Source organism: Lactococcus sp. bn62, from assembly GCF_029492705.2.
GTDB lineage: Bacteria > Bacillota > Bacilli > Lactobacillales > Streptococcaceae > Lactococcus > Lactococcus petauri.
Map to the genome: position 1 here is coordinate 1,788,461 of NZ_CP120417.1, position 26,620 is coordinate 1,815,080.

The following is a 26,620-nucleotide window of genomic DNA, read 5'->3' on the forward strand; positions in this document are numbered from 1 at the left end:
TTTTTTATTTCAAAGTCTTTGACCGTTTGATGCAATGACTTCTTTATACCAATCAAATGATTTTTTCTTCGAACGTTTTCCTGTACCATGAATTTCATCATCCAAATCCACATAAATGAAGCCATAACGTTTGCTCATTTCTCCAGTTGAGGCAGAAACAAGGTCAATACAGCCCCAAGGTGTATAGCCCATCAAGTCCACACCATCTTCAACTGCTTCTTCCATGGCGATAATGTGTCTGCGTAAATAATCGATACGGTAATCATCTTGAATGCTGCCGTCAGCTTCAACTTTATCAATAGCTCCTAAGCCATTTTCTACTATAAAGAGTGGAACCTGATATCGTCCATAAAGATCATTTAAGGCATAACGTAATCCATCAGGGTCAACGGCCCAACCCCATTCACTTTCTTTAAGAAACGGATTTTTTACACCCCCGAGTACCATATTTCCACTTGCTTCAACTCCTTCTTGGGTTTTCGATTCTACAGTTGACATATAGTAACTAAAACCGATGTAATCGACTGTTCCTTTTTTCAAAGTTTCCAAATCTTCTTTCGTTATCTCTAAGTCTTCTTTTTTAATTCCATATTTTTTATGAAGTCGATATGTAAAGACAGGATACTCCCCTCGCACTTGAACATCATTACAGAAGTAATTGAATTCTTGAATACTTTGTTGAGCAGCTATCTGATTGATTGGATTGGCATCAAAAGCATAAGTTGTCGAATAAATGCTCATACAACCGATGTGTAAATCTTTGTTTAAGGCATGTCCAAATTCTACAGTTAATGCACTTGCAACAAATTGATTATGCCAAGCTTGAAAGACATTCTTTTTATCATCTCCACCATTTGAAGGTACTAAACCTTGACCCAGAGCCGCAAAGAAAGTTGCAGAGTTAATTTCATTGAAAGTCATCCAGTATTTCACTTTGTCTTGATAACGCTCCAACAAAACTTTGGCATAACGAACATAGAACTCAATCAATTCACGATTTTTCCATCCACCATATTCTTTAGCAAGATGAAGTGGCATTTCATAGTGAGAAATTGTGACTACAGGTTCGATATTGTATTTCAAACATTCGTCAATCAATTGGTCGTAGAATTTAAGACCGGCTTCATTAGGTTCACTTTCGTTTCCCTTCGGAAAGATGCGGGACCAAGCTACAGAAAAGCGATAAGCTTTAAAACCCATCTCGGCGAACAAGGCGATATCTTCTTTAAAATGATGGTAATGATCAATCCCTTTGTGGTTAGGATAAACATATTTGTCTTCATCAATGGTCCAGTCAAAGTCTGGTGAATTGAGAATTTCTAAGCGTTCTTTCCCACCTGGCATCGCATCTGCAACCGAAAGTCCTTTTCCATCCACATCAAAGGCACCTTCCAATTGATTAGCAGCTGTGGCACCGCCCCATAAAAAGTCTTTTTTAAATGTCATTTTATTTTTCTCCTAAAATCGTTTCGCCATTTGAGGCAATTACTTCTTTGTACCAGTCAAAGGATTTTTTCTTTGAACGTTTTAATGTTCCTTTACCGTCATTGTCCATATCTACATAGATAAAACCATAACGTTTCCGCATTTCCCCAGTTCCTGCTGAAACCAAATCAATACAGCCCCAAGGTGTATAACCCAGGAGATCCACACCTTTATCAATTGCACGGCTCATCGCCTTGATATGTTTTTGGAAATAATCGATACGATAATCATCATTGATTGTACCATCTGCTTCGACTTTGTCTTCCATGCCTAAACCGTTTTCCACAACAAAGAGCGGGACTTCATAGCGGTCATACAAATCCATTAAGGTATATTCTAACCCTGTCGCATCAATCTGCCAGCCATATTCACTGGCTTCCAAGTAAGGATTTGCTGCACCTCCCATCAAGTTCCCCATCGAAGGCTCTGCCCCTTCTTGAGTCGTTACGCAAAGTGTCATATAGTAACTGAAAGTGTACATATCAACTCTTCCTTCTTGGAGCAGCGCATCATCACCTTCTTCTTTTTGGATTTCAATTTTTTTATTTTGAAAGTATTTTTCGATAAGCGCTGGATATTTCCCTTTAACTTGGACATCACCGACAAACTTATTCACAAGCAGGTCGTATTCTTTGGTTTGCAAGATATCTTCTGGGTTTGGTGTAAGAGGGTACATAGTCAAATGAGCAATCATACAACCAATCTTAAACTCTGGATTAATCTTATGGCCCTCAATGACCGCCTTTGCACTGGCAATAAAAGTATGGTGTAAGGCTTGAAATCTTTTATGCTCATCTTCTGGAATCGCATTGAGCGCAAAATCACCATGTGGATGAAGGCCTAAAACTGTAAGTTCACCGTGTGGCATTGTACCAAAATTTAGTTCGTTAAAAGTGATCCAGTATTTCACTTTATCTTTGTAGCGCTCAAAACATACTTTGGCATAATTCACATAGAAATCAATGGTTTCCCGGCTTAAAAAGCCGTCATATTTTTCCATCAATCCCAAGGGAATTTCAAAGTGACTGAGTGTAACCAACGGTTCAATGCCATGTTTCAAACATTCATCAAATACGAGATCATAAAAGAGTAAACCTTCTTCATTAGGTTGCGTTTCGTCTCCCTGAGGGAAAATGCGCGACCAGTTTATACTCAGTCTAAATGTTTTAAAGCCCATTTCTGCAAATAAAGCAATGTCTTCTTTGTAATTATGATAGAAATCAATCGCGCGATGTGAAGGGTAATATGTCTCCTCGTCAAGCACTGGTGTAAAATGACGTTCCTTATTTTTTCCACCTACTGTTTTCATATCAGCTACAGACAGTCCTTTACCACCAACATTATAAGCACCTTCTGCTTGATTGGCCGCGATAGCTCCACCCCATAAAAAGTCTTTTTTAAAGCTCATTTCTCTCTCCTTTTTTATACCGGCTGAACGACCAAACCATCAGCTGTTTTTACAAGACCAGTTAATAACTCTTCTGCTTTATGAATAACTGTCTTGTCAGTGATTACAATATCTGCAAAATCACTGCTATTAGTTATAATAATCGGCACTTGTGTACTGAAACCTGCAGCTTCAATAGCTTCCATATCAAACTTCAACAATAAATCGCCTTTTTGAATCTTTTGTCCCTGTGAAACAAAGGATTCAAAATATTTTCCTTCTAGCTGCACGGTATCAATACCAACATGTATAAGGAGTTCTGTTCCTTGCTCTGAAATTAAACCAATAGCGTGTTTTGTAGGGAAAACAGTCATCACTTGTCCATCAAATGGGGCATAAACTTCACCAAGTGTTGGCTCAATTACTGCTCCTTTGCCCATCACACCTGCAGCAAAAGCTGCATCATTGGCTTCAGATAATGGAAGAACTTTACCTTCTAAAGGAGTCGTAATATGTTCTTCACCTACTGCTTGTGATACACGAGTTTGATTATTTTTTGCTTCTTTTGGTTGTTCTTCCTCTGAGTTTTCATCTTCAAAACCAAGAATCCATGTCAAGGCAAAACCTGCGATTACAGCAATGATTGCTAAAATAATCATCTTAACTGCTCCCGAAATATCACCATCTAAACTGATATTTGTTGTGAAACTAAAGACACCTAAGCCGCCCATTGTGTATCCTTTAATACCCATTCCCATAGCAAATGCACCAATAATACCACTTACCACACATGAAGCCCAGAAAGGACGTTTCTTTGGAAGTGTTATCCCGTAGATTGCTGGCTCTGTTACGCCAAACCATCCTGAAATGAAAGCAGGGATTGCTAACTCACGTAATCGTTTATCTTTTGTTTTCACCATTACTGCTCCCACTGCACCAGTCTGAGCAAATGAAGCACCTGATGCTGCAATAAGTAATGCAGTTGGTTCACCTTGTGCTAAAGAAATGATGGCAAAAGGCACAATTGCCCAGTGCAAGCCAAACATAACCAAAATTTGCCACGTAAAGCCTAACACAAGTCCAAAGATAATTGGACTGAATCCTTGTAAGGCGAGAAGTCCTTTCCCTAAAGCATCAGAAGCAATGTTCATGACTGGCCCAATAATGAGAAAACCTAAAGGAATTGCAATCAAAGCTGTAAAGAAAGGTGCTAGAAAAAGTTTCACCACGTCAGGGATAATTTTCTTGAGCTGTTGTTCAAGAAAGGCCGCAAAAGCTGTAATAGCGATAATAGGCATAACTGATGAACCATAACCTGCTGCTGGCACTGAAAATGGAATGCCAAAGAAGTTTAGCCCTCCACTCTCAGCGAAAGTTTTTGTGACTGAACCATCCACAAATCCAGGATAAACCAAGGCTGCGGCAATCAGCATCCCGACAAATGGCGAACCGTTAAATTTTTTCATCGCTGTATAGCCGATAAAAATTGGTAAGAACAAGAAAAGTCCATCGCCCATAGAATTAAGGACAGCATAGGTTGATGAAGCCTGGAAGCTTGCACCCAATGCAAAGGATAAAATCGCGTTCAACCCTTTAATCATACCTGCTGCCGCTAAGGGTGCTAAAATAGGCTGGAAAATTCCTGAAATCATTTCGACAAACTTATCGAAAATATTTCCCTTAGCTTTCGTCTGAGAAGAATCCATCTCTAGCTTACCGATAACATTATCTACGTCAGCGCGGACATCAGGAACATGGTTCCCAATGACAACTTGGTACTGTCCCCCAGCTTGCATGACAGTGACAACACCATTCATCTTCTTCAGTACTTCTGTATTCGCGAGACTTTCGTCTTTCAACTTAAAACGTAGTCGCGTAATACAATTTGTCAATGAGAGGATGTTTTCTTTCCCTCCCACATTTGCTACAATGTCTTTTGCAAGAGCTTCATATTTGCCCATCACAAACCTCCATAATATAATATATTTTTAGAGGTCTCGCCAACTTAATGTCACGATCCATTTGTTACCAAAGTTTAGTTTTATTGGATTTTCTCCAAGATACGTGCCAAATGCACAGTCATGTAAATCTGTTCGCTTTCAGAGACTTCATAATCCCTTGTTTGATTTAAAAATTCGCTCACTTTACGTGTGCCAAGATAAGCATTGGGATATTTGCGCACAATAAGAGCAAAAAGTTCCTTGTCGGTTTCTTCTACTCTAGCACTACCTGCTAAAATCTGCTCAGTAAAGAATTTTAAATGTGTAATGAAGCGTTGGAAGTAAATATCTTGTTCATCAAAGGTGATTTTCAAAGTATACTTTAATGTCGTTAAAATTTCTTCCATAAGCTTGGTCAGCTGCATCGCGTACTCATGACCAGTACCAAGTGTACCGTTAACGATATGCATCGTCAGAAAACCTGCTTCATCTTCTGGCAGTTCTACACCAAATTGTTCTTTGACCTTTTCCAATGCTTTCAAACAGATTTTGAACTCTTCTGGAAAGAAACGTTTAATATCCCAGAGCAGAAAATTCTTCACCGAGATGTTTTCTTCAGTACGCAGAAGCGCTGCATGAAGATGGTCCGCAAAAGCAACAAGTGTTGTATCTGAAACTTCCTTATCAAACTTAACTTTAACCTCGGATAAAGTCACCATCGAAAGCTCAATGATAGCACTCGGAATTTCGTTTAAAATCTCCGAAAAACTCTGTATATCTGAACTGGCTTTTAAACCAAAAATCTTTTCGATTTTATCAACCCCAACTGCTTGACCTATTCTTTTCTTGAAACCAATACCAAGCCCCATAAGGATGATTTCTTCATTTCTGCTATTAATTGCTATGACCACATTATTGTTTAGGATTTTTCTGATTTCCACAATTCACCCCTCATTTCACAAAAATAGACCCTATCGCCCCTATGACAAAAATAGAGTACGATAAGGTCTAGCTTAACTTAATAATCACTATCCGTTTTTTATGAAACCGCTTTTATATTAGTATACTGTATTATCAAAATCTTGTCAAGGATAAATTTTAAAATAAAAAAAACTGCTAATACCTAGCAGTTTTTATTTTTTTTGTTGAATTAAAGTTTTAAGTGTATCTGTCAGTATTCCTTCGAATTTTTCAGTATCTTTCGTGATATCGATCCCTTTTTCTAATGAAGCAGCTGCACTCCAGCCAATCGCTTCAGTGATTACCGCAGCTATCGAAGCATTGACCACACTACCTACACCTGGAATCAAAGTAGCCAATGATCTTCCGATGTACGGAATCAATGTCACCCTTATAAAGTTTACGACAAATTTATCACTAAACTTCACGTCATAAATATTATAAATATTTTTCAGCATCTTTAACTGAATAGGTACTAAAATTAAAGCATCCGCAATAGGTATCGGTAGAGCGCCTACGCCCGCAGCAGTGATTGAGGCTCCGTGAATTGTTCTATGAACCTTAGAAGCTTTATCACTACTTATAGATTTTTTTACCGTTTGAGGTATTTGTCCGTTCATTTCTTTTGAAACTTCTATATTCTTACGTTTTTTTATTCCTATCATCTCTCCCCCTCATTTCTTCACTATTTATTGTCTGAGCTTCATCGATCTAAGTATCAGATTTATCCTGCAAATCGTATGTTCTTTGCTCTTCTTTAAGTTTAACATTTTCTTTCAAATTTTTGACTCAATCTGACTTCACTTACTTCCTACTCCTAAGTTCACACAAAAAAAGCTTGCCAAAAGCGACAAGCGTTCTTTTAATCATATTTCAAAAAACTGATTAATCTTGGTTTGCTCACAATCAAAGATTGCTTCGCAAATCAAAAACTATATTTGTTTGCTCACAATCAGAGATTGCTTCGCAGAACAAGGCTTACGCCTTGTTTGCTGAACCGAAAACGTCGATACGTTCTTCAACTGATGCAGTGATTGCGTCGAAACCAGGTTTCAAGAATTTACGTGGGTCGAAGAGTTTTTTCTTCATGTATTCAGCTTCGTTAGCGTTAAATTCAACGACGAATTCACGAGTTGCTTTTGCAAATGCAAGTTGGCATTCTGTGTTTACGTTGATTTTAGCTACACCGTTAGCGATTGCTTCGCGGATTTGATCGTCAGGGATACCTGAACCACCGTGCAATACGATAGGAACATTTTTGCCCATAGCTTCAACGAGTGCTTCGTTCAATTTAGTCAAGTGATCGATGTGGAGACCTTTCCAGTTTTCTGGGTAAGGACCGTGGATGTTACCGATACCAGCCGCAAGGAAGTCAACACCAAGTTTAGCCATTGCTACTGCATCTTCGATAGGAGCAAGTTCGCCTTCACCGACGATACCGTCTTCTTCACCACCGATAGAACCAACTTCACACTCAACTGAGATACCTTTAGCGTGAGCTTTTGTGATAACTTCTTCAGCAAGTTTAAGGTTTTCTTCGATTGGAAGGTGTGAACCGTCAAACATCAATGAAGAGTAACCAACTTCGATACATTCCAAAGCGTCATCAAAGTGACCGTGGTCAAGGTGAATAGCTACTGGTACAGTGATTCCCATTGATTCTACAAGAGTTTCAATGAGGAGTTTACACATTTTGTAACCACCCATGTATTTAGCAGCACCCATTGAAGTTTGGATAAGTACTGGAGTCTTTTTAGCTTCTGCTGCGCGCAAGATAGCTTGAGTCCATTCAAGGTTGTTTGTGTTGAAACCACCGATAGCGTAACCATTGTCACGAGCGGCTTGTACGAATTTTTCTGCTGAAACGATTGCCATTTCAAATTCCTCCGAATATTTTCTATTACTGTCTTAGTATAGCATTTTGTGAACTATTTTTCTAGTTATAAGTCGTGAATGCGCTTGTATTCTGGTTTTTTTAGAAAATAAAACATATGGTAATGACAAATAAAAAGAGAGTTCCCTCTCTTTTTATTATTTAGTACGGCTGTAGTTAGCTACGTCTTCTTGAATATTTTCGATAAATTGATCCAAGCTAATAACTTCAGTATCTGTTGAACCATAACGGCGAATGTTTACAGTGCCATCTGCCATTTCTTGATCACCCACAACGATTTGATAAGGAACTTTACGTGTTTGGGCTTGACGGATTTTATAACCCATTTTTTCATTTGATTCATCAACAACGATACGCAATCCTTTTTCTTGGAGACGTTTTTTGATTTCCCATGCGTAATCGGCATGAATTTCGTTGTTTACAGGAATGATGATTGCTTGAGTAGGTGCCAACCAAGTTGGGAACGCACCTTTATAAAGTTCAATCAAGTAAGCTGTAAAGCGTTCCAAAGTTGAAATTACACCGCGGTGAATCATAACTGGACGGTGTTTTTCACCATCTGCACCAACATATGTGATGTCAAAGTTTTCAGGGTTAAGGAAGTCCAGCTGGATAGTTGAAAGTGTTTCTTCATTACCTAAAGCTGTCTTAACTTGGATGTCCAATTTTGGTCCATAGAAGGCTGCTTCGCCTTCAGCTTCAACGTAGTCAAGATTCATATCATCCATGGTTGCTTTAAGCATACGTTGTGATTTTTCCCACATTGCATCGTCTGGGAAATATTTTTCTGTGTCTTCCGGGTCACGATATGACAAACGGAAGCTGTAATCGTCGATACCAAAATCACGGTACATTTCCATAATCAATTCAAGAATTTTTCCAAATTCTTCTTGGATTTGATCAGGTGTCACAAATGTGTGACCATCATTTAGTTGCATCACACGTACACGTTGAAGACCTGAAAGTGCGCCTGATTTTTCATAACGGTGCATTGTACCGAACTCAGCGATACGGATAGGTAATTCGCGGTAGCTGTGTACGTGGTGTTTATAGATAGCAATGTGCGATGGGCAGTTCATTGGACGAAGCTCCATTTGCTCGCCATCACCCATATCCATTGGTGGGAACATGTCTTCATGATAATGTTGCCAGTGACCTGATTGTTTATAAATATCCAAGTTCATCAAGTTTGGTGTGTTAACGTGCAAGTAGCCTGCAGCGATTTCACGGTCTTCTACGAAACGTTGGATTGTACGGCGAATAGTTGCTCCATCTGGAAGCCAGTAAGCTGTACCTGCTCCCAAAGAAGCTTCATTGAAGAAGAGATCTAACTCTCGACCGAGCTTACGGTGATCACGTTCTTTCGCTTCTTCACGCATTCTCAAGTTTTCTTCGAGGTCTTCTTTATTAAACCAAGCAGTACCGTAAACACGTTGCATCATTGCATTATCACTATTTCCACGCCAGTAAGCTCCTGCCACATTAAGCAATTTGAAGAATTTAATAAAGCCAGTTGATGGCACATGTGGGCCACGGCAAAGATCTGTGTATTCGCCTTGACTATAGATTGTCAAGCCGCCTTCATCTTCATTGTGTTCTTCGATAAGCTCAAGCTTATAAGGATCACCAGCAAAGATTTCTTTCGCTTCTTCTTTGCTTACTTCTTTACGAATTGAAGGGAAATTTTCTTTTGAGATACGACGCATTTCTGCTTCGATTTTTTCCAAATCATCGTTTGAAATTTGTCCTTCTTCATTATCAGTATCGTAGTAGAAACCATTTTCAATAGCTGGACCTACACCAAGGTGAATATTTGGAAAATGACGACGTGCTGCTTGAGCAAATAAGTGAGCTGCAGAGTGACGAAGTAAACCAAAAGCATCTTCATGATCCGGTGTTACAATTTCAAAAGTTGCATCTTCTTTGATTGGACGGGTCACGTCAATAAGTTTGCCGTTGACTTTACCAGCCAAGGCTTTTTTAGCCAAACCAGGTGAGATTGATTTCGCAATTTCAAGTGTTGAGATGCCTGCCTCAAATTCTTTGACAGCACCATCTGGGAAAGTGATTTTAATCATATAAGCCTCCAATTTTTTTGTTAACATATTTTAGTTTTGGGGATGAGCACTGAGGAAATAAAAAAACGCAGATCAACTCCCTCTAAAGGACGCGATCTGCGTGTTACCACCTTCTTAATTTTTTCAGCATAAAAAGCTTCAAAAATATCTCATCTTTGACGTAACGTGTCAGCCACGCTTTCTGTTCTCAGAAAGAATTATCAGAGTGGTATCTTTAGCAATCACAATACGAGTTCGCACCACACACTCGCTCTCTTGGAAAGAATTGGTTAAAGACTTGTCTCTAATGACCATTTTAGGATTTTCTTTATCTTTTGTCAAGTCCTTTTGAGTAAGTTTTTTGATTTTTTAGAAAATAATCTTTATTTTTTCTTTGGGTTTCCTTTTAATTAACTGAAAACCTTAAAATACACTTACCAAAAAGAACAATGATGCTTTTATATAGTAAATCTACTTTCTTCTTTTTCCACCGTCTGTGCTTCGCTTACATCGTTTTTTAGCCAGATATATGGCACTAGCACTTAAAGTTAAACCTAAAGTTCCTATAGCTATTGCGGAATCACCAAGTGCAGGAATTCTTTCCCGAGATAGAGTAGGTACTGACGTTCTAACACTTAAAGCTTCTGTGATAGGGCCTTGGTAGTGATTCCGTGTCTCAATAGATTGAGCAAAGATATAGTAAGTTGTATCTGCTTCCAAACCTTCAAAGTCACGTCCTTCTTGCCAGATTTCTGGATTTTCGCTGTAACTTTCAATTCTACTCATATCGGGCGAATCGCTAATTGTATAAACAATCGTGAAGTCATTATCTGCTTCACGTAACACGCTCATTTCTGGTGGTGCTGGTGTATTATCTTGCAGAATATTTGCAGGTTGAACACGTATCGCAGTCTCTCCTCTACTTTCTACTGCTAAACTTAAATCCGGACCAGGCGCCTGACTAATCCTTGTCACAATATTTGGCAGCTCTCCAACGAGTTGATAGTTGCCACTTTCTGCACCTCTTAAGCCAAATTCAATATTATGTTCGAGGAGACCAGCGGTATATTGCGATTGAATATTGGCATTTGCATCGGGCAGTCCATTAACCGTTTGCTGACCAATGAAGTTGGACAGAGATTTTGCCACATCATCATGTAAAACTTCATTTGGTGTGCCATCTTCAGCTCCAATATGCATGATTGCCAAATTCGGATCATCAGGATCAACACCTTCAATCACGGCAGTAAAGTTATGTGGTCCATTGTCTAAAGAAACATAAATGTGGTGTTCTGCTAAATTACCGTTAAAATCTGCTGTACGGTCAAAGACCTTTCGCATCTCAATCTGTCCATTAAATTGAATCGGACGTGGACGTATTACGGCTGGCTCAAATTCTGGTTCTAATGCGCTAAATCTTGGTAATGCAAATGCTTGTGGTCCTGTGGCAGCAACAATCTCATAGTTCCCAGCCATATCTCCCTGAATAGACCAGTCGCCAATGGCTTGAACTGCTTGGGCAATAACCTGCCCTTGTGTATCACGGTGGACATTAAAGTCGACAAAGCTTGCGCCCCCTTTATTTACAATGACTTCTTCTTGGTCAATCGTCAAGATACCAGCTCGTCCATCATTTCGTCCTATGAGTTCGATTTCATCATTGACTATGACTGCTGTACGAGTTCGGTCATAATACTTATCCTCTACTTGAAGTTGATTCCAATGAATCTGTCGTGGCGTAATTTCTCCACTAAAAAGATGTTGTGTCAGATATTCCAGCGCCTTATCCGTCAGAATAAAGTCTTGGTTATTCGCTAACCTTAGATTTTCCACAAGAATAGTGTTAGTTTGAGCCACTTCCGTATGACGATGAGCAAAATGAACATCATCGACTTCAAGCATAAGGGCTTGGCTTTCTGTTTCAGACCAAAGATAGAGCAAACTACTTGATAAGTGGTCAAGATAAAATGAACTAAGGATAATTTCAGTTCCATCATACTCACGGCTCAGATCAATTGTTTGCATACTTGTCCAAGTTTGAAGGTTCCTTATCGGTGTTTCCACCTCTACATCCTCCCCATGATTTTCCTCATCTGGTAAAGGGATAATTATGGGTTCATCTTCTCCAGTGCCAAGTACAATCGGCGTAATGGCTGCACGACTTAAAGTTGGCTGAATAATTGGTTCCACTGCCTGTAAATCCAGTTCTTCCCCATCTTCATCCACCAAACGGTAGTTCAAGCTCCAAGTGCCTTGAGGACTACTATCCAAGATTGTCCACCATTGGTCGGGCATAATCGATACTATCTTGTTTGCCCCTATCTCTGCCGATTCAAATTCAATGAGGCCTTCATTCCAAGTCACATAAGGCTTGTCAACCTCCACTAGAGCAACTTGCTCCCCTGCTGATGAACCAGCATAGATAAGCTTGGGATGCTCTGAATCCTTAAACTGAGCTGACCTGTTACGGTCATAAACTTTATCTGCAACCTGTCCCTGACTCCAAGCCACTAGACGTGGCTCAATTACTGCTTCAAAGATGGAGCTAAGATTAAAGTTTTCTGCTAAGACCAAGTTGTCCTCCGTCAGAAGAGCTTCCAGACTTGCAAGAGCGACTTCTGTATTACCAATAAGCAACTCGGAACCTACATCTGCCTGAGCGAAGGATAATCCCCAAAGGCTAATATCCAGTTCTTGAAGTATACCATCATTATCTCGATAGCTGGGTGCAATCACGTGTTTGTTCAAATCAATTTCGACTTGACCGTCATATTCCTTACTTACGCCTCCTTTGCTTTCAAGAATCGCCCATTGTTCCAAATCCTCCCAATTTTGAAGTTGGGCTGGTGTAATTTCAAAGCTCAAGAGCGGTTCTGCAAGTAGTTTATAGTTTGCTGCTTGCTCACCTTCCAGAATAGTCCAACCTTGTCCTTCAACGTTGTCATAAAGTCCAACATTTATGGCATCATCTGGCCAAGTCGCCTGATTAACTCCAGCATCTGGAAGCAAGACCTCATCCCCTGCAATGATGCCTTCTAGCTCTGGACGTCCTTGATTATGTAAATATTCTAAGCCAAAATCTGAAAAACTAAGTGCATTGCCTGTAAAAGTATGGCTTCCCAAGCTCCCTGTACTAATCGTTAATTCTCTAGCTGTGATTCGACCTGTGAAGAGAGAATGAATATCAAATTCTGAAGTTAAGCGAATAAGTCCAGACCCAAAAACTTCATCAATGTAGTCTTGTAACTGCTGAATAATCTCTTCTGCTTCCACACTGATAAGATTAACGGCTATGTTGTCACCTACATTTGCTTGGGCAAATTGAAGAAGCCATTCCTCGATATCGACCTCTATGGTCTGCGAAGTTTCTGTCACAGTCAGCTGTGGCGCACTAATCTGAATATCATCTACACCGATAATGCTTACTGTACGGTCATAAACCTTTTCGACATGACCAGGGTTCGCCAATCCCATCTGAATCAGCTCGTCCCAGTTTTCGATATCTTTCTCACCAATAGTAATCAAGAAAGTAGGCTGATTCTCGACAGCGAAATTACGTTGGTCATAAATACTGCCTGCAATCCACCAATCTAGTCCTGAAATGACATACTGACCAGAATTTTTAGGGTCTGTCCAGCTTGCAGGATCAATATCGCGCTCAAGCAACTGCGGACGAGGTGCCTCATGCCATTCCGCTCTGCTTTGTGGTACCAAGACTGGTCGGTCTTCCGCATGGAAATTAGTCCGTCCAACCAGCGGAGGGAGAGTGACTAAATTCCAGTCATCATTTTCAAAGTTTGGCAAATAGTAGGAATTTCCAGTATAGGCGCGAGGCATAAATATACCTTGCCCAGCCTGTAAAACTCTCGGATCAATGCTTCCCTCAAAAAGGCGACTTTCTATCCAATCAAGGGCTGCGTCAGTCAGTCTAACATTAAGATTATCTTCATGATTTGCCAAACCTTCTATGACAATGCTTCTCTCCTCGTTTTGGTCAGGTACATGACGCTCATCGAAGTTCACCGTTGCTGCTGTGAGCGAAACTTTCACATCATCTGCCTCATCAAAAGTGACAATGATGATTTCAGAGAGAAGAGTAAGGAAGTCCTTAAAATCAGCATCTGACTTCGTCCCTTGATAAACTTCTGTAGTACCATCATACTGACGTGTCACATCTATGACATCTGTCCAAAGTTCAGAGATATCTCGCTCCTCTGGATTATCCGTTCCCTTTTCACCAATCCACAAAGGTGTAATGGCGCCTGCATGTATCTGAGGATTTAAGACTGCGCCCAGCCTTCTTCTACCCTAATCGCCGCTCTGTCCCGTGCAACAATAACTTCTTCAAGTCTTGATCCTGCACGTGCTAAGTCTGGCATAGTTCGAACGCGGTGTACCTCAGGAGTGCCATCCCACTCCTTATCAAACACTTGACCTTCTGTCCATTGGATACGGCGTGGAGTGATGTAGGCTTCTCGATAGGCTAAAATATCGTTCATAATATATTCCTGAACTTTACCAATATTTTTAAAGTAATATTCATATACCTCATCAAAGAGAATTTCGTTTAAATCAAGTTCATTAGTACCCGCATGTACCTGCTTAAAGTGAAGATTTTTTGCAAGGTAAGGAATTTCAAGTTCAGTGCCATCGTCAAGAAAAATATCGGCTACCCATCCATTATGTATGATATCGTTCGTGCCATTATATTCTCGTCCGTCGATAGTAAAATTTGAATTCACTGATGTTATCGTCCCTATATCATATGGGAGGATTGATGCTTGAGTCGGAAGAAGCTTTTGCACCCTATAATTTCCTTCATATATCGAATCGCTAAACTCATGTCTCAAACCAATCTCTATATACCAGTCAAATGTATAAAGTCCTGGAAGTTCACTTTCAAATTCAAGAGTATCCAAAAAAGGTTGGTAGAGTAATCTCCCCTATGATGTCAACTGTACCATTATACCGTCGTGAAGGTATGCGTCCATTTTCCCAGCGTAGAATACGTGGTGTGATTTCCCCTGCAAAAAGGCTAGTGAAATCAAAATTATCAGCAAGTACTTGGTTTGGTCCGAGTAAGTCGTTTAACTGCGCACGAACCAATTCAGGATTTCCAATGGTCAGATACTTTGCCCCAAGCACATGAGGAGAGTTAAAGGACAGATCCCAATTGCTAATATCCAAGTCTACGGTATTCAAGCGCGGACGCCTAATGATATCGTCTTCTGAGAAATACCTCGTATTATCAAAGAGTCTTGTTGCCAAGCCTGCTTGAGCGCCAGCTATTTGCTCAGGATCCCAAGCGGTTACTTTGCCAGCAACTATCTCCCACTCAAGTTCATCTGCCTTGAGCAGAATGTAGTTGCTTGCCCCGTCGCCTGTAATGTCCCAGATGTCATCTAAAGCGGTTCTTGCTGTACCTCTCTGCGTGTTATTCTTGTGTATAAGTCCACCTATAACATCATTTACTCTACCCTCCTCTAACTCTTGGACTAATAAGGCTTGTTTGGTGTTATCTATCGTGCTTAGACTTGGAAGAATCATCTCTGGCTCAATTTTCCTGCCCGTATAGCTATGGCTTACGCTTGGGTCCGCTAATGCCAGACCCGTAAACTGAACGTCTAGCGGATGAATCACCGCATCAGCGAAAGCGGGCTGCATACGCTCTGCTATAAAGAATTCTGGCATTGCGAAGGCAGACTGGCCAAAAAGCTGGTTGGGCAAGTCAAAGTCGACAGTTCCTATTTCTTCTCCTTCTAGCGGTCGCGCGACCAGCTCATAGTTAGACGCATATAAACCGCCATCGATAAACCAGTCACCAAGGGTACGGACAGACTGGCCAGTAACATTATCGTCGGTATCAAAGGCAACATTTTCAGATGAAAATTCAGCTGAACCTGTTTGCAGTATTACACGCTGGGCTCCTTCTTTATCTATGTCAGCAATTCCGAAATCTCCTGTAGCTTCGGGAGCTGGAAGAAGTTGCACTTCACCTTTGATAGTAGCTGAAACCTTTCCATCGTAATCCTTGTCCCCCACTTGGCCCAAGCCCCAGAAAACTTGACGTGGTGTAATCTCGCCATAGAAAAGCTTATCACGCAAGTACTCACGTAATTCTGGTGACAGCTGGACAGGCGATTCAACTGAGTTTTGCACCCCGAGACGTTGTAAACCAAAGTCGGACGTGACACGCACTGGAACAAATCCATCCGTCACGTGGCGGCTGTCAAAATAAAGCTCATCAAAGGCATCATAGAAGACAAAGCGGTAGCGGTTATTCTCAGCTAGCCCCTCGATTTTTTCAATAATAAGCGGTGTGAGAGAACTATAATCATAGATATTTGTAGCGTTATATTGACGGCTAATTTCGCCACGGTCAAAGATAAGACGTCCAATATCTTCAACTTCTAAAGTCAAAGGGTTGATAGTAGCTCGCGCAAATTCAGGAGAGTTGCTAATCTTATAGTTGGGCAGGTTAGCACCTGAAATCTGGTCACGACGATTCAGCATGGAATCATTAAAGTCAAAACCTTCAATCCACCACTCTCCAGGCAGACTGCTGGCAAACTGTAGACGATTTTCCAAGTCGCCAAAATCCCATGCGATAGTATTGCTATCCCCCTCAACAAAGCCTGTCAACTCAGGCGCTACAATGCCTGTCACAGCGGTCGTACCATCATATTCCCTACTATCAACGTGACCTACTGTCCAACTGACTTCCTTCTGGTTAATATTTGTATCAACGAAAAGTCCGCCTTGCTCCGCTAAAGTCTGGATTGCCTTCTCAATTTGTACACGGTAGTCCGCCAAGAAAGCTGGTAGGTCTTCTGTGCTAAAAAGATCCTCTATCCCAGCCGTAATGTCTAAGCTCTTATAAACATAGGGTTACACCACAATCTTGTGACGCCCTACGTGGGAGTTAGCAAATTTCAAATCATGACGGCCAATAACCAAGGTGGCGGTAGCAAAGCGTACTTCTCCTACACCGGCAGAATTTGGTCCCTTGATGGCAAACTCAAAGGTATATTCTTCTTGACCATCCACGACAAGCTTGGTATTATCAAAGGTCTTATCTGGCACTGCTTGAAGATCATCGATAATCGTTGGGGTAAAACCAGTGGTCGCCAGAGTGATTGTCCCGTCATAAAGTCCATTGGCTTGTGCGGACTGTGTCAGGATAATCTGCGTCAGCTCAGAGAGAAGTTCCTCACTGAGTGTTTGTGGCAAATCTTGGGCTGCTTCACGCACGGCTGCATGAACGGCTGGAGAGTGATTATGCCCCTCGATATGAACAAAGGAAGCAGACAAGCCCGCGCGATTATGACGTAAGATTTCCTTAGGAAGTTGTACTTCGAATTTCTCAACCTTCGGAAGTCGGTGGCCATTCGCCATCTCAATCTCAAAGTCCAGAGAGATATGCCGAGAAATATTCTGGACGGTCCGTGTACCATCAAAAGGACGTTCAGGGACTAAACCTCGATTAATCTGGATATTTTGAAGCGCTACAGGAACGTTTTCATGAACTTGTGCCTCGTAGAAAAGACCTGTGCCCGTGAAGGCGGATTCCAAGGCAGCAATGTCTACCTCATATTGCATATCTACAAGTTGTCTTTGCTGGGTAAGTTCCAGCACCAAGTCAGCAGCTATACTTTCCCAATCAACTGCTCCATAGTTAATTTGTGCTGGCCCAACATAGTCAGTACTGTCAAAAACAATAGCTGCTATTTTATCCCTAAAATAAAAATTCCCCGTAAATCCTAAATCACCCAAGTCCAAGTGTGGCCATTTGATAACATAATCAACCGGAACGTCATCACCGACAAACTTGTCAGTTACTCGACCCAAACGAATATCTTCCTTTGCGAAAACTATGGGGAAGAAAGGGTTTGGGCGGAGCTGCCCACCAATAAGGCGAATGGACTCCTCACTCTTTCCTGTGTTCCGGCCATAAACACTTATCTGGCCATATGTCTCAGGATTTACTCCTCGTAAAGTAAGAAAACTCCTATCTCCTCCATCATGAGTATAATCTCCAGCTAACATGATTTCAGAAAGTTCATCTCCCACTCCTATTTTAAATTCTATATCCTTAAATTGACCCACTCCAATATTAAAAGTTTTACTTGGATCATCTACTTCAGGAAAATTTCTTGAAAATTCAATCCGAACTTCGTCTTTCTCTACCCACTGTACGCTGTAGATTGTTCCAAGAGGCCAATTGTCCCTGTTTCCCCAGTCATTCCATGGCATGTTCAGAGGCACAATCCCCACATAAGCATCACTGGCCTCAAACTGAGTCAATCCCCCTTCAGAAAAACGCGGTGCCTCAAATTTTTGTGGCGCTTCAAAAGTAGCTGGAGTTTCGGTAATTTCCTGTATCTCCAGTTCTTCTAACACCTCAGCTTCTTTTGCTTCTTCATACATTGCTTCAGCAGGTGTTTCTGGCAAGACAACGTCTGCGATTTCCTGCTCAGGCATTTCGACAACTTGTTCGATACCGGGCACTTCTTCATCATGTCGGCCCCGGATGAGTGTAGCTACAGGTGCACCTTTGGACATTACAAGTGGCAACATTGCAGCGACAGTGCCTGCTTTTTTAAGTCGCGCACGGCGTATGGCTTGCTTCTTTGCTTTGATTGCTTTTCTTTCTGTCATATATTCTTCTCCTGAAATCTTTTGGGAATCTCATGATACCGCTCGGATATAACGTAATGTTTCTCATATTACAAATTATATCAAAGATTAAAATTATAAAGAAGTAATATTACACTCATTTGTTTTTAATTAAGGAACACAAAAAGCAGTTTCTCAGAGAATCTGCTTTTTATTTTCAATATAGTCCCGCTATTAGTGCTTACGATTAATTTCTTGTTTCACTTTATATTCAAGGAAATCTTTTGCCACTTCTTTGTCAAAGTCATTGAGCTGGTTGACCACTTGGTTTTGAATTGTGTCAATCTCAATCTTATCAAAAGGAATTTCAGCGATAACTTTCTCAACAACCTTAGCAACATTGTTGGCAATCATATTGGCATGCAAGGGTTTGTCTTTGTATTTTCCATTAATTGCAGCTTTAAAAACCGCTGTTTGTATACGAAATGAATCCCAATCGACAACGCGACCATTACGTTTTATCACTACTTTATTGAGCAATTTTGCTTCCATATCTTCTCCTTTATGTGCTTTATCTTGCGTCCTTAGTTCTAAGGAATTTTTCGAAATCATATTTTGGCTCATATCTTGATTATCTCAAAATATTTTATTGCCTCAAACAGTAGCAACGCTAGTCTTTTTCGAGTAGTATTACTTTCTTTTATTATAGCAAATTATCATTTTTCCTACAAAAAAAAGCCCTAAGGCCTTTATTAACTTATTTTACGATAATGAAACGGTCATCATCTGCCATGTAAGTTTTTTCTCCTGCTTCGTCTTCGATAGAACCGAATACGAGTTGACCACGTAGTTTCCAGTTTGCTGGAACATTCCATTCTTTAGCAACTGCTTCATCAATAACTGGATTATAGTGTTGCAAGTTTGCCCCAATACCAAGTTCTGCAAGAGCTGTCCATGCATTGACTGAAGTGATACCTGAAGCTTGCTCGCTCCATACTGGGAAGTTGTCTGCATAAAGGGCAAATTGTTCTTGCAAACCTTTTACAACGTCTTGATCTTCGAAGAAGAGAGCTGTACCATAAGCAGCTTTGAAGCCATCAAGTTTTGCTTTTGTACCTTCCCAAGCAGACTCAGGAACACCTTGTGCTTTCATTGTTGCTTTCAATTCGTCAGCCACGATTTGGCCCCAAAGTTTTTCTTGCGCCTCACCTGTAACGATAAGTACACGTGTTGTTTGGCTGTTGAAAGCTGATGGGCTGTGTTTTACTGCTTCTTTAATTGTTTCGATAGCTTGGTCTGCATCTTTAACATCTTTACCAAGTGCGTAGATTGAACGACGATTTTTGAGTGAGTTGATAAATGACATAGTAATGTCTCCTTTTATTTTCTTATTTATGTTTACAATTGTAATCTTAACACATAAATTTACGCTTGTAAACTATTTAGCTCAGGATTTTTATTTTTTTTATAAAAAAACGCTAGAAAGCTTTTACTCTCTAACGTTTTAAAGTTTTATTATTTTGTTCCGAACAAACGGTCTCCAGCATCACCAAGTCCTGGAACGATGTAGCCATGTTCGTTAAGGTGATCATCAAGTGCTGCAACATAGATATCAATATCTGGATGCGCTTCTTGGACTGCTTTTACACCTTCTGGTGCTGCAACAAGACAAACGAACTTGATATTGTTAGCATTACGCTTTTTAAGGCTATCAATTGCAAGAATTGCTGAACCACCTGTAGCTAACATTGGATCAACCAAAAAGATTTGGCGCTCAGCGATATCTGTTGGGAGTTTAACCAAGTATTCAACTGGTTTGAACGTTTCTTCATCACGATACATACCAATGTGGCCCACGCGCGCTGCTGGGATAAGTTTCAAGATACCATCTACCATACCGATACCTGCACGAAGAATTGGCACAACTGCTAATTTCTTCCCTGCAAGTTCTTGCGCAGTCATGTGCGCAACAGGAGTATCAATTTCGACATCTTGTACAGGCAAGTCACGAGATACTTCATAAGCCATAAGCATACCAATCTCGTCAACGAGTTCGCGGAACTCTTTTGTTGAAACGTCTGCACGACGCAAGATTGAAAGTTTGTGTTGGATAAGTGGATGTTTTACTACTTGACAGTTTGACATAAGAAACCCCTTCATTTTATATACTTTGACTATTTTATCATTTTTCTTGTCATAAGTCTGTTATTATTGTTATTTTAGTCTTTTTTCAAAGAGAGCTTGATTAGGAACGGTGCAATCAGAGTGCTGAGGATAATCACGATAACCAGCTCTGAATAAATATCGCTATTAATCACTTGTGAAGCAAGACCAATCTGCGCGATGATTAAAGCCATTTCACCACGAGAAACCATTCCTGTACCGACCAAGGCACTGTCTGAGCTTGTAAGTCCCGTTGATTTCCCGATGAAATAAGCCGGAATAAACTTCGTCAATACGGCTAATAAAGTAAAGAAGAGAATCAAGATTGGATGTTCAAAGATGCTCTCGAAAGTTACGGAAATCGCAATGGAAACGAAGAAAACTGGGATGAAGACGACATAAGCAATAGCGGAACTGTATTCCTCAATCTTATGAGAAACGTCTGTTTGACTTAAAGCTAATCCAGCAAAGAAAGAACCAATCACAGCTGACATACCCGCTGCATCAGCAAGGAGGCTTAAAACCAAACAAAGAATGAGCGCCGCTGTTGTATTTTTTGCGTAGACCGGAAGTTTCTCCACAAAGCGCCAAACTTTAGGGATTGACTTGTGTACCAAGACAAGGAAAAGAAGGAAGAGGAATTCCATGAAAAACTGCTTTGGCAAGTTGCCAGAAGAGCTTTGTGTAGATGTGAAGATAGATAGAGCTAAAACAGCCAGAATATCGTCTACAACAGCCGCACCCAAGATAATAGAGCCTGCCTTTGTGGAAAGCTTACCGTATTCTTGCAAAACTTCAACTGTAATCGAGACAGAGGTTGCTGCAAAGACGATACCATAAAAGATAGCCGTTGAGAAGGCATAGCCCATCATCGTTGTTACGCCCCAGAAAACCAGTAAAGGAACAAGGACACCCGCTAGGGCAACCAGTAAAGCAGGTTTAAAGTTTTTCTTTAAAACCCCTAGGTCACTCTCTAGCCCTGCCAGAAACATGAGCAGAATCACCCCAATTTCGGAGAGGACCTCAATGGTGTGTCCTCCTTGCAACCATCCCAAAGCAGCAGGTGCTAAGACAATACCAATCAGTATTTGACCGACTACTGCGGGAATTCTTATTCTTCTTGCGATTAAAGTTGCGACTAATGAAGCCACTAAAATCAGTGTAAGTTGGAAAATATCATTCATACTTTCTATTATAGCAATTTACAGCTGCTTTTTCTCGCGGTCTTTCTTAAAAATTTAGAAAAAGATAGACTTACTGTCTATCTTTTTGTCTTAGTTTATTTCAATGACATATTCACAGCTAAAAGTTTCATGTGGAGCAAGTTGATTCATCCCAAATTTTTCGGTAAGTTCGCCTGTTGTGCTAACTTCATCTGCTATACCAGCCCAAGGTTCGATACAAACAAAAGGAGCTTCAGCTGGATAGGGACTCCAAAGACCAAAGAAAGGCATGTTTTCCCAAGTGACTTTCACACTTCGACTATCTAAACGGTTTGTTAAAGCCACTGACATCTCATCTGATGATGTATAAACGAGCGCGTCTTTAGAAAAGCGTTCATGGTTCAGTGCTATATCACTCACCTCAACCTCAGATTGCTCTTCTCTCTTAAGCGTACCCGTTGGTAAATCTAAAGGAATAAATGTACGTTTTTCGGCTGGGGCTATCGTCAAGGTGTAATCCTCAAAGCTGCCTTTTTCGAGAGGAACGTTAAAAGCTGGATGAGCACCCACACCAAAAATCATCGTCGTTTCATCTTTGTTTTCCACTTGATAAAGTACGCGCACTTGATTTCCTGTCAATTTGTAACTTACCTTAAAGCTAAATTCAAAAGGATATTGTGCAAGTGTATCAGCATTTGAGGTAATTTCATAAACCAACTCATCCTCTTTTTCCTGTACGAGTTTGAATTCTGTATCACGTGCAAAGCCGTGTCCTGACATCTCATAGTTTTTACCTGCGTAGCTGTAATGTCCGTCTTTTAACTTCCCAACAATCGGGAAAAGAACAGGAGCATGACGTCCCCAAAACGCTGGAGCTGCTTGCCAAAGATATTCGATACCCTCTTTTTGAACAGAGTGTAATTCTGCACCAAAAGTGTCAACTGCAACCGTTAATGTATTATTTTTAAGTGTGTGTTTCATCTTTTCTTCTTCTCTTTAGTTATCTAATGGTTTATAAAAGTTACGATTTTCCAAGGCAAAGACGCGTTGACTTGATTGTCCCGGTTCAACATTATTTAGAGCGGTCATCATCATCATCATGCTAGCATCCATCATATCAATCTGATGAATGATTTCTGCTTCCATGATTTTAGGGCGGACAGGACTGCCATATTCTAACTGGCCGTGATGACTCAGTAAGACATGACGCAGTAAAAGCAAGTCCTCTTTTTCATCACTGATGTCAAGTTCGATCGCTGCTTTACTGACTTCTTCATCGATAAGAACGATGTGTCCTAAGAGATTTCCACGCAACGTATAACTTGTGTTTTCATAACCAGTAAACTCTAAACATTTGGCCATATCATGCAAAAGAATACCTGCAAACATCAAAGATTCATTGAGCTGTGGATAAACTTCACATACTTTTTCGGCCAGTTGGAGCATCGTGGTTGTATGATAAGCTAACCCACCTTCAAAGGCATGATGATTGGTTTTTGCAGCAGGAAACTGATAAAATTCACGGTCAAATTTTTTCAAGATATGACGAACGATACGATTCCATGTTGCATTTTCAATACGGAAAACGATACTTTCAACATATTTACGGAGATCCGTCTCATTTACCGGTGATTTTTCACGATAATCTGCAGGGTTAGCTGGTTCGTTACCTTCCGGCAAACGTAGGCTAATTCGATTGACCTGCGGCATACCGTTGTAGAGTTCTTTTAAGGCTTTCATATGAACCACACGCCCCGCAACAAACTGCTTGACAGCTTTAGGATTGGCATCCCAAATATTGCCCGATATTGTTCCTGTCCGATCTTGAAAAACAATCGCAAGGAAATCCTTACCTGCGCGTGTTCGACGAAGCTCGACTGATTTTATCAGGTAGAATCCTTCAAAAAATTCTCCCATAGCTATGTTTTTTATCAGAACCATCTTAGTCCCCTTCTATTTCTAAAAGCGCAGCACTCGTGTCTTTGTCAACGGCATCAATCGTGCGCAATTTACGATTCATGACATTCGTTCTTGTCGTAATCAGCGTATTGATTTCTTTTTCGGACTGTTGCAAACGTTCGTGAACTTTCTTAAGCGAGGTTTCAAACTTACCAAATTCGGTTTTAACAGCCCCAAGCATTTCATAAACTTCACTTGATTTTTGTTCTATCTGTAAGGTCTTAAATCCCATTTGCAAGCTATTCAAGACTGCTGTCATGGTTGTTGGACCAGTAACATTTACCTTATAATCACGGCTGAGTTGCTCATAAAGGTCTGTGTTATTTACCACTTCCATGAAAAGCCCCTCAATAGGTAAAAACATGATTGCAAAGTCGGTTGTCTTTGGCGGTAAGATGTATTTCTCCGAAATTGATTTTGCCTGAGCTTTAACCGCGGCAAACAAGGCTTTTCGTGATGCTTCAATCGCCAGCATATCGTTTGTTTCAAGCGCAGTTTGCAGGCGTTGGTAGTCTTCCAAAGGAAACTTTGAGTCAATCGGCAATAAAACATCACTGCCTGCTACTTTACCAGGCATGATAACCGCAAAATCTACTGCATTTCGGTCTTGAATGTTGACTTGCTCCTGGTACTGACTTGAGGTGAAAATTTGCTCTAAAATACGGCCAAGTTGTACCTCGCCAATAATACCTCGTGTCTTCACACCCGTCATTACTTTTTGTAGGCTATCGACATCACTGGCTAGGTTACGCATTTCGCCTAATCCTTTATCAACTGAAGTCAGAAGATTTGTGACCTGTTCAAAGCTTTGGGAAATCCTTTTGTTTAATGTTTCCTGAAGCTTTTCATCCACCGTGTTCTGAATTTGACCGAGCTTTTTATCATTAGCCTCTTGCAGCTCCTGAAACTTACGGTCAAATTTATCCGTAATAGCTGCTGACATTTCTGCTAAGTTAAGCGCAATTTTATCTAGTTTTTGCTCGTTGGAACTTTGTAAATCCTTAAACTGGTAATCAAATTTAGCATTGATATTTTCTGTCAGATTTCCTAAGTTTGCATTCATATTATGCGATAAGCTTGAAACTGTTCCGGAAATTTCTTGGCGATTTTGCCCCAACTGTTGCGACATTTCTATACGTAACTCTGTCAGGTTTGAAGACAGATTTTCGACCCGCGCATTCAGTTTGGTGTTAGACGTTGGCTTTTTGAAAAAATTAGCAATCCCAATCAGAATGGCTAAAATCAAAAGAATAATAATGACGACGTTCATAATCTATCTCTTAACTTTTGAATGTTATCAGCCACATCGCCTTTAAAGACAAAAGATCCAGCTACAAATACATTGGCGCCTGCTTCTCGTGCTTGGTCAACAGTTTTATCGTCAATACCACCATCAACTTCAATATCAAATTCTAGATTATTAGCTTCACGTAATTTCACAAGTTCACGAATTTTATCCATCGTTTCAGGAATAAAGGCTTGACCTCCAAAACCAGGATTGACAGTCATCACCAAGACCATATCCACCATGCCGAGAACAGGTTCAATCATTGAAACGGGAGTTCCAGGATTGATGACCACGCTTGCTTTCATTCCGGCTGCTTTAATCTTTTGCAATGCACCATGGATATGTGCTGTTGCTTCAACATGAATACTCATGATATCCGTACCGGCTTTCGCAAACTCCGTTACATATTTTTCTGGATTTTCAACCATCATGTGCACATCCAAAACCATATCTGTATGTGGGCGAAGTGCAGCAACGACACCAGAGCCAAAAGTCAAGTTGTCAACAAAATGACCATCCATAACATCAATGTGTACATAATCAGCACCAGCAGCTCTAATCTTTGCGACTTCTGCTGTAAAAGCACCAAAGTCAGCAGCGAGAATAGATGGTGCGATTTTATTTGTATATTGTTTCATGTTTCCTCCTATTTTTTCAAGCCAAAGAAAGCTTTATTGATTTGGTATAAACCCCAAATAGTTAAGACAACAAGCAAGCCAAAAAGTGGCCACTTCCAATCTCCTAAACTATTTTTAAACAGAATGATAAGGCCCCAAAGAATCACTAAGCCTAAAAAGCCGGCTTGCTTCATCCAAATGTTCCCTTTAATTTTGTTTTTTTCTTTGTTTGGCATAAGTTTCCCTCGTGTTGTTTATTTCAGTTAATAATTGTAGATAGTTCTCATAACGGCTCGCTAAAATCCTACCTTCTTCAAGTGCTTCTTTGACAGCACAAGAAGGTTCATGTGTATGGGTACATTCTCTAAACTTACACCCATGACTTTCTCGTAAAATTTCTGGAAAGGCCGCATTTAAATCGGGTTGGTTAGAGACATCATAGTCTAGATTTGAAAATCCTGGGGTATCTGCAATTAAGCCTGATGCCACTTCAAAGAATTCCACATGACGCGTAGTGTGACGTCCACGTCCTAGTTTGTCTGAAGTTTCTCCCGTAGCCAAGTTCATACCTGGTGCAATTAGATTCAACAAAGTTGTTTTTCCAGCGCCCGTTTGCCCCATAAAGACCGTAACTTTATCTGCTAATACTTCTGTCAGTTCTTTCCAGTCAAAGAAAACTTGATAGCCAATCGTTTCATAATTCTTTTTGAACTGTTCATACTCACTGACATCCTCAAGCAAATCTAGTTTCGAAATGTAGATGAGAGGCTGAATATCTTTATGTTCCAAAAACACAAGAAAGCGATCCAACAGGTTCAAGGAAAAATCAGGATTAACCGTTGACATGATGATGACAGCCTGATCGATATTCGCAATGGAAGGACGAATCAAGCTGTTTCTGCGTTTGTGTATATCTAAGATATAACCTTCTGAATTTTCTTCAGCTGAAAAGTCCACAAAATCACCAACGATTGGTTTCATCCCTTTCTTACGAAAGTTACCACGCGCTCGTGTTTGATAAACTTGTCCCTCAGATTCTACATTGTAAAACCCTGCTAAAGATTTAATAATACGTCCTTTTTTTACCATAC

Annotated in this window: 21 protein-coding genes; all 21 read right to left on the minus strand. The window is 40.5% G+C overall.

Annotated elements, in window-relative coordinates; all coding sequences use genetic code 11:
* Window positions 1-9: 9 nt before the first annotated feature.
* Window positions 10-1,446: a glycoside hydrolase family 1 protein gene (locus P3G65_RS09350; RefSeq protein ID WP_017370543.1), complete on the minus strand. Its 1,437-nt coding sequence runs from the start codon at window positions 1,444-1,446 to the stop codon at window positions 10-12.
* Between the two features lies 1 nt (window position 1,447).
* The gene (locus P3G65_RS09355) at window positions 1,448-2,893 is read right to left on the minus strand and encodes a glycoside hydrolase family 1 protein (protein WP_017370542.1); all 1,446 of its coding nucleotides are present in this window, start codon (window positions 2,891-2,893) and stop codon (window positions 1,448-1,450) included.
* A 14-nt stretch (window positions 2,894-2,907) separates the two neighbouring features.
* On the minus strand, window positions 2,908-4,833 hold the full coding sequence (locus P3G65_RS09360) for a beta-glucoside-specific PTS transporter subunit IIABC (RefSeq protein WP_017370541.1): 1,926 nt from the start codon (window positions 4,831-4,833) through the stop codon (window positions 2,908-2,910).
* An 80-nt stretch (window positions 4,834-4,913) separates the two neighbouring features.
* Entirely contained in the window at window positions 4,914-5,753 is an 840-nt protein-coding gene (locus P3G65_RS09365) for a PRD domain-containing protein (RefSeq protein WP_284071168.1), read from the minus strand.
* A gap of 192 nt (window positions 5,754-5,945) precedes the next feature.
* Window positions 5,946-6,437, minus strand: coding sequence for a YcjF family protein (locus P3G65_RS09370; RefSeq protein WP_019292181.1), 492 nt, complete (start codon window positions 6,435-6,437; stop codon window positions 5,946-5,948).
* 313 nt (window positions 6,438-6,750) lie between these two features.
* Window positions 6,751-7,647 (minus strand): class II fructose-bisphosphate aldolase, encoded by an 897-nt coding sequence (locus P3G65_RS09375; protein ID WP_017370538.1) that lies wholly within the window; start codon window positions 7,645-7,647, stop codon window positions 6,751-6,753.
* 156 nt (window positions 7,648-7,803) lie between these two features.
* A complete protein-coding gene (gene thrS / locus P3G65_RS09380) occupies window positions 7,804-9,744 on the minus strand; it encodes a threonine--tRNA ligase (protein ID WP_017369132.1) in 1,941 nt (646 codons plus the stop codon).
* A gap of 450 nt (window positions 9,745-10,194) precedes the next feature.
* Complete coding sequence (locus P3G65_RS09385; RefSeq protein ID WP_017370537.1) at window positions 10,195-13,971, minus strand: hypothetical protein; 3,777 nt, start codon at window positions 13,969-13,971, stop codon at window positions 10,195-10,197.
* Window positions 13,972-14,003: 32 nt separating this feature from the next.
* Complete coding sequence (locus tag P3G65_RS09390; RefSeq protein WP_017370536.1) at window positions 14,004-14,642, minus strand: hypothetical protein; 639 nt, start codon at window positions 14,640-14,642, stop codon at window positions 14,004-14,006.
* Window positions 14,629-16,536 carry a hypothetical protein gene (locus P3G65_RS09395; RefSeq protein WP_019292182.1) on the minus strand — a complete coding sequence of 636 codons (1,908 nt, stop codon included), beginning with the start codon at window positions 16,534-16,536 and terminating at the stop codon, window positions 14,629-14,631. Before P3G65_RS09395 ends, P3G65_RS09390 begins: the two co-directional genes overlap by 14 nt.
* Before the next feature lie 75 nt (window positions 16,537-16,611).
* Entirely contained in the window at window positions 16,612-18,381 is a 1,770-nt protein-coding gene (locus tag P3G65_RS09400) for a hypothetical protein (RefSeq protein ID WP_019292183.1), read from the minus strand.
* 192 nt (window positions 18,382-18,573) lie between these two features.
* On the minus strand, window positions 18,574-18,891 hold the full coding sequence (locus P3G65_RS09405; RefSeq protein WP_003133409.1) for an ATP cone domain-containing protein: 318 nt from the start codon (window positions 18,889-18,891) through the stop codon (window positions 18,574-18,576).
* 205 nt (window positions 18,892-19,096) lie between these two features.
* Window positions 19,097-19,705 (minus strand): nitroreductase family protein, encoded by a 609-nt coding sequence (locus tag P3G65_RS09410; protein WP_019292184.1) that lies wholly within the window; start codon window positions 19,703-19,705, stop codon window positions 19,097-19,099.
* A 149-nt stretch (window positions 19,706-19,854) separates the two neighbouring features.
* Complete coding sequence (gene upp / locus P3G65_RS09415; RefSeq protein WP_003133406.1) at window positions 19,855-20,484, minus strand: uracil phosphoribosyltransferase; 630 nt, start codon at window positions 20,482-20,484, stop codon at window positions 19,855-19,857.
* Between the two features lie 74 nt (window positions 20,485-20,558).
* On the minus strand, window positions 20,559-21,686 hold the full coding sequence (locus P3G65_RS09420) for a cation:proton antiporter (protein WP_003133404.1): 1,128 nt from the start codon (window positions 21,684-21,686) through the stop codon (window positions 20,559-20,561).
* 90 nt (window positions 21,687-21,776) lie between these two features.
* On the minus strand, window positions 21,777-22,646 hold the full coding sequence (locus tag P3G65_RS09425; RefSeq protein ID WP_019292185.1) for an aldose 1-epimerase family protein: 870 nt from the start codon (window positions 22,644-22,646) through the stop codon (window positions 21,777-21,779).
* Window positions 22,647-22,661: 15 nt separating this feature from the next.
* The gene (locus tag P3G65_RS09430; protein ID WP_003133400.1) at window positions 22,662-23,606 is read right to left on the minus strand and encodes a 3'-5' exoribonuclease YhaM family protein; all 945 of its coding nucleotides are present in this window, start codon (window positions 23,604-23,606) and stop codon (window positions 22,662-22,664) included.
* A 1-nt stretch (window position 23,607) separates the two neighbouring features.
* On the minus strand, window positions 23,608-24,894 hold the full coding sequence (rmuC, locus tag P3G65_RS09435) for a DNA recombination protein RmuC (RefSeq protein WP_019292186.1): 1,287 nt from the start codon (window positions 24,892-24,894) through the stop codon (window positions 23,608-23,610).
* Window positions 24,891-25,550 carry a ribulose-phosphate 3-epimerase gene (gene rpe / locus P3G65_RS09440; RefSeq protein WP_019292187.1) on the minus strand — a complete coding sequence of 220 codons (660 nt, stop codon included), beginning with the start codon at window positions 25,548-25,550 and terminating at the stop codon, window positions 24,891-24,893. Before rpe ends, rmuC begins: the two co-directional genes overlap by 4 nt.
* An 8-nt stretch (window positions 25,551-25,558) precedes the next feature.
* Complete coding sequence (locus P3G65_RS09445) at window positions 25,559-25,765, minus strand: hypothetical protein (protein ID WP_019292188.1); 207 nt, start codon at window positions 25,763-25,765, stop codon at window positions 25,559-25,561.
* On the minus strand, window positions 25,737-26,618 hold the full coding sequence (rsgA, locus tag P3G65_RS09450; RefSeq protein WP_019292189.1) for a ribosome small subunit-dependent GTPase A: 882 nt from the start codon (window positions 26,616-26,618) through the stop codon (window positions 25,737-25,739). The genes P3G65_RS09445 and rsgA overlap by 29 nt, the downstream gene beginning before the upstream one ends.
* Between the last annotated feature and the right edge of the window lie 2 nt (window positions 26,619-26,620).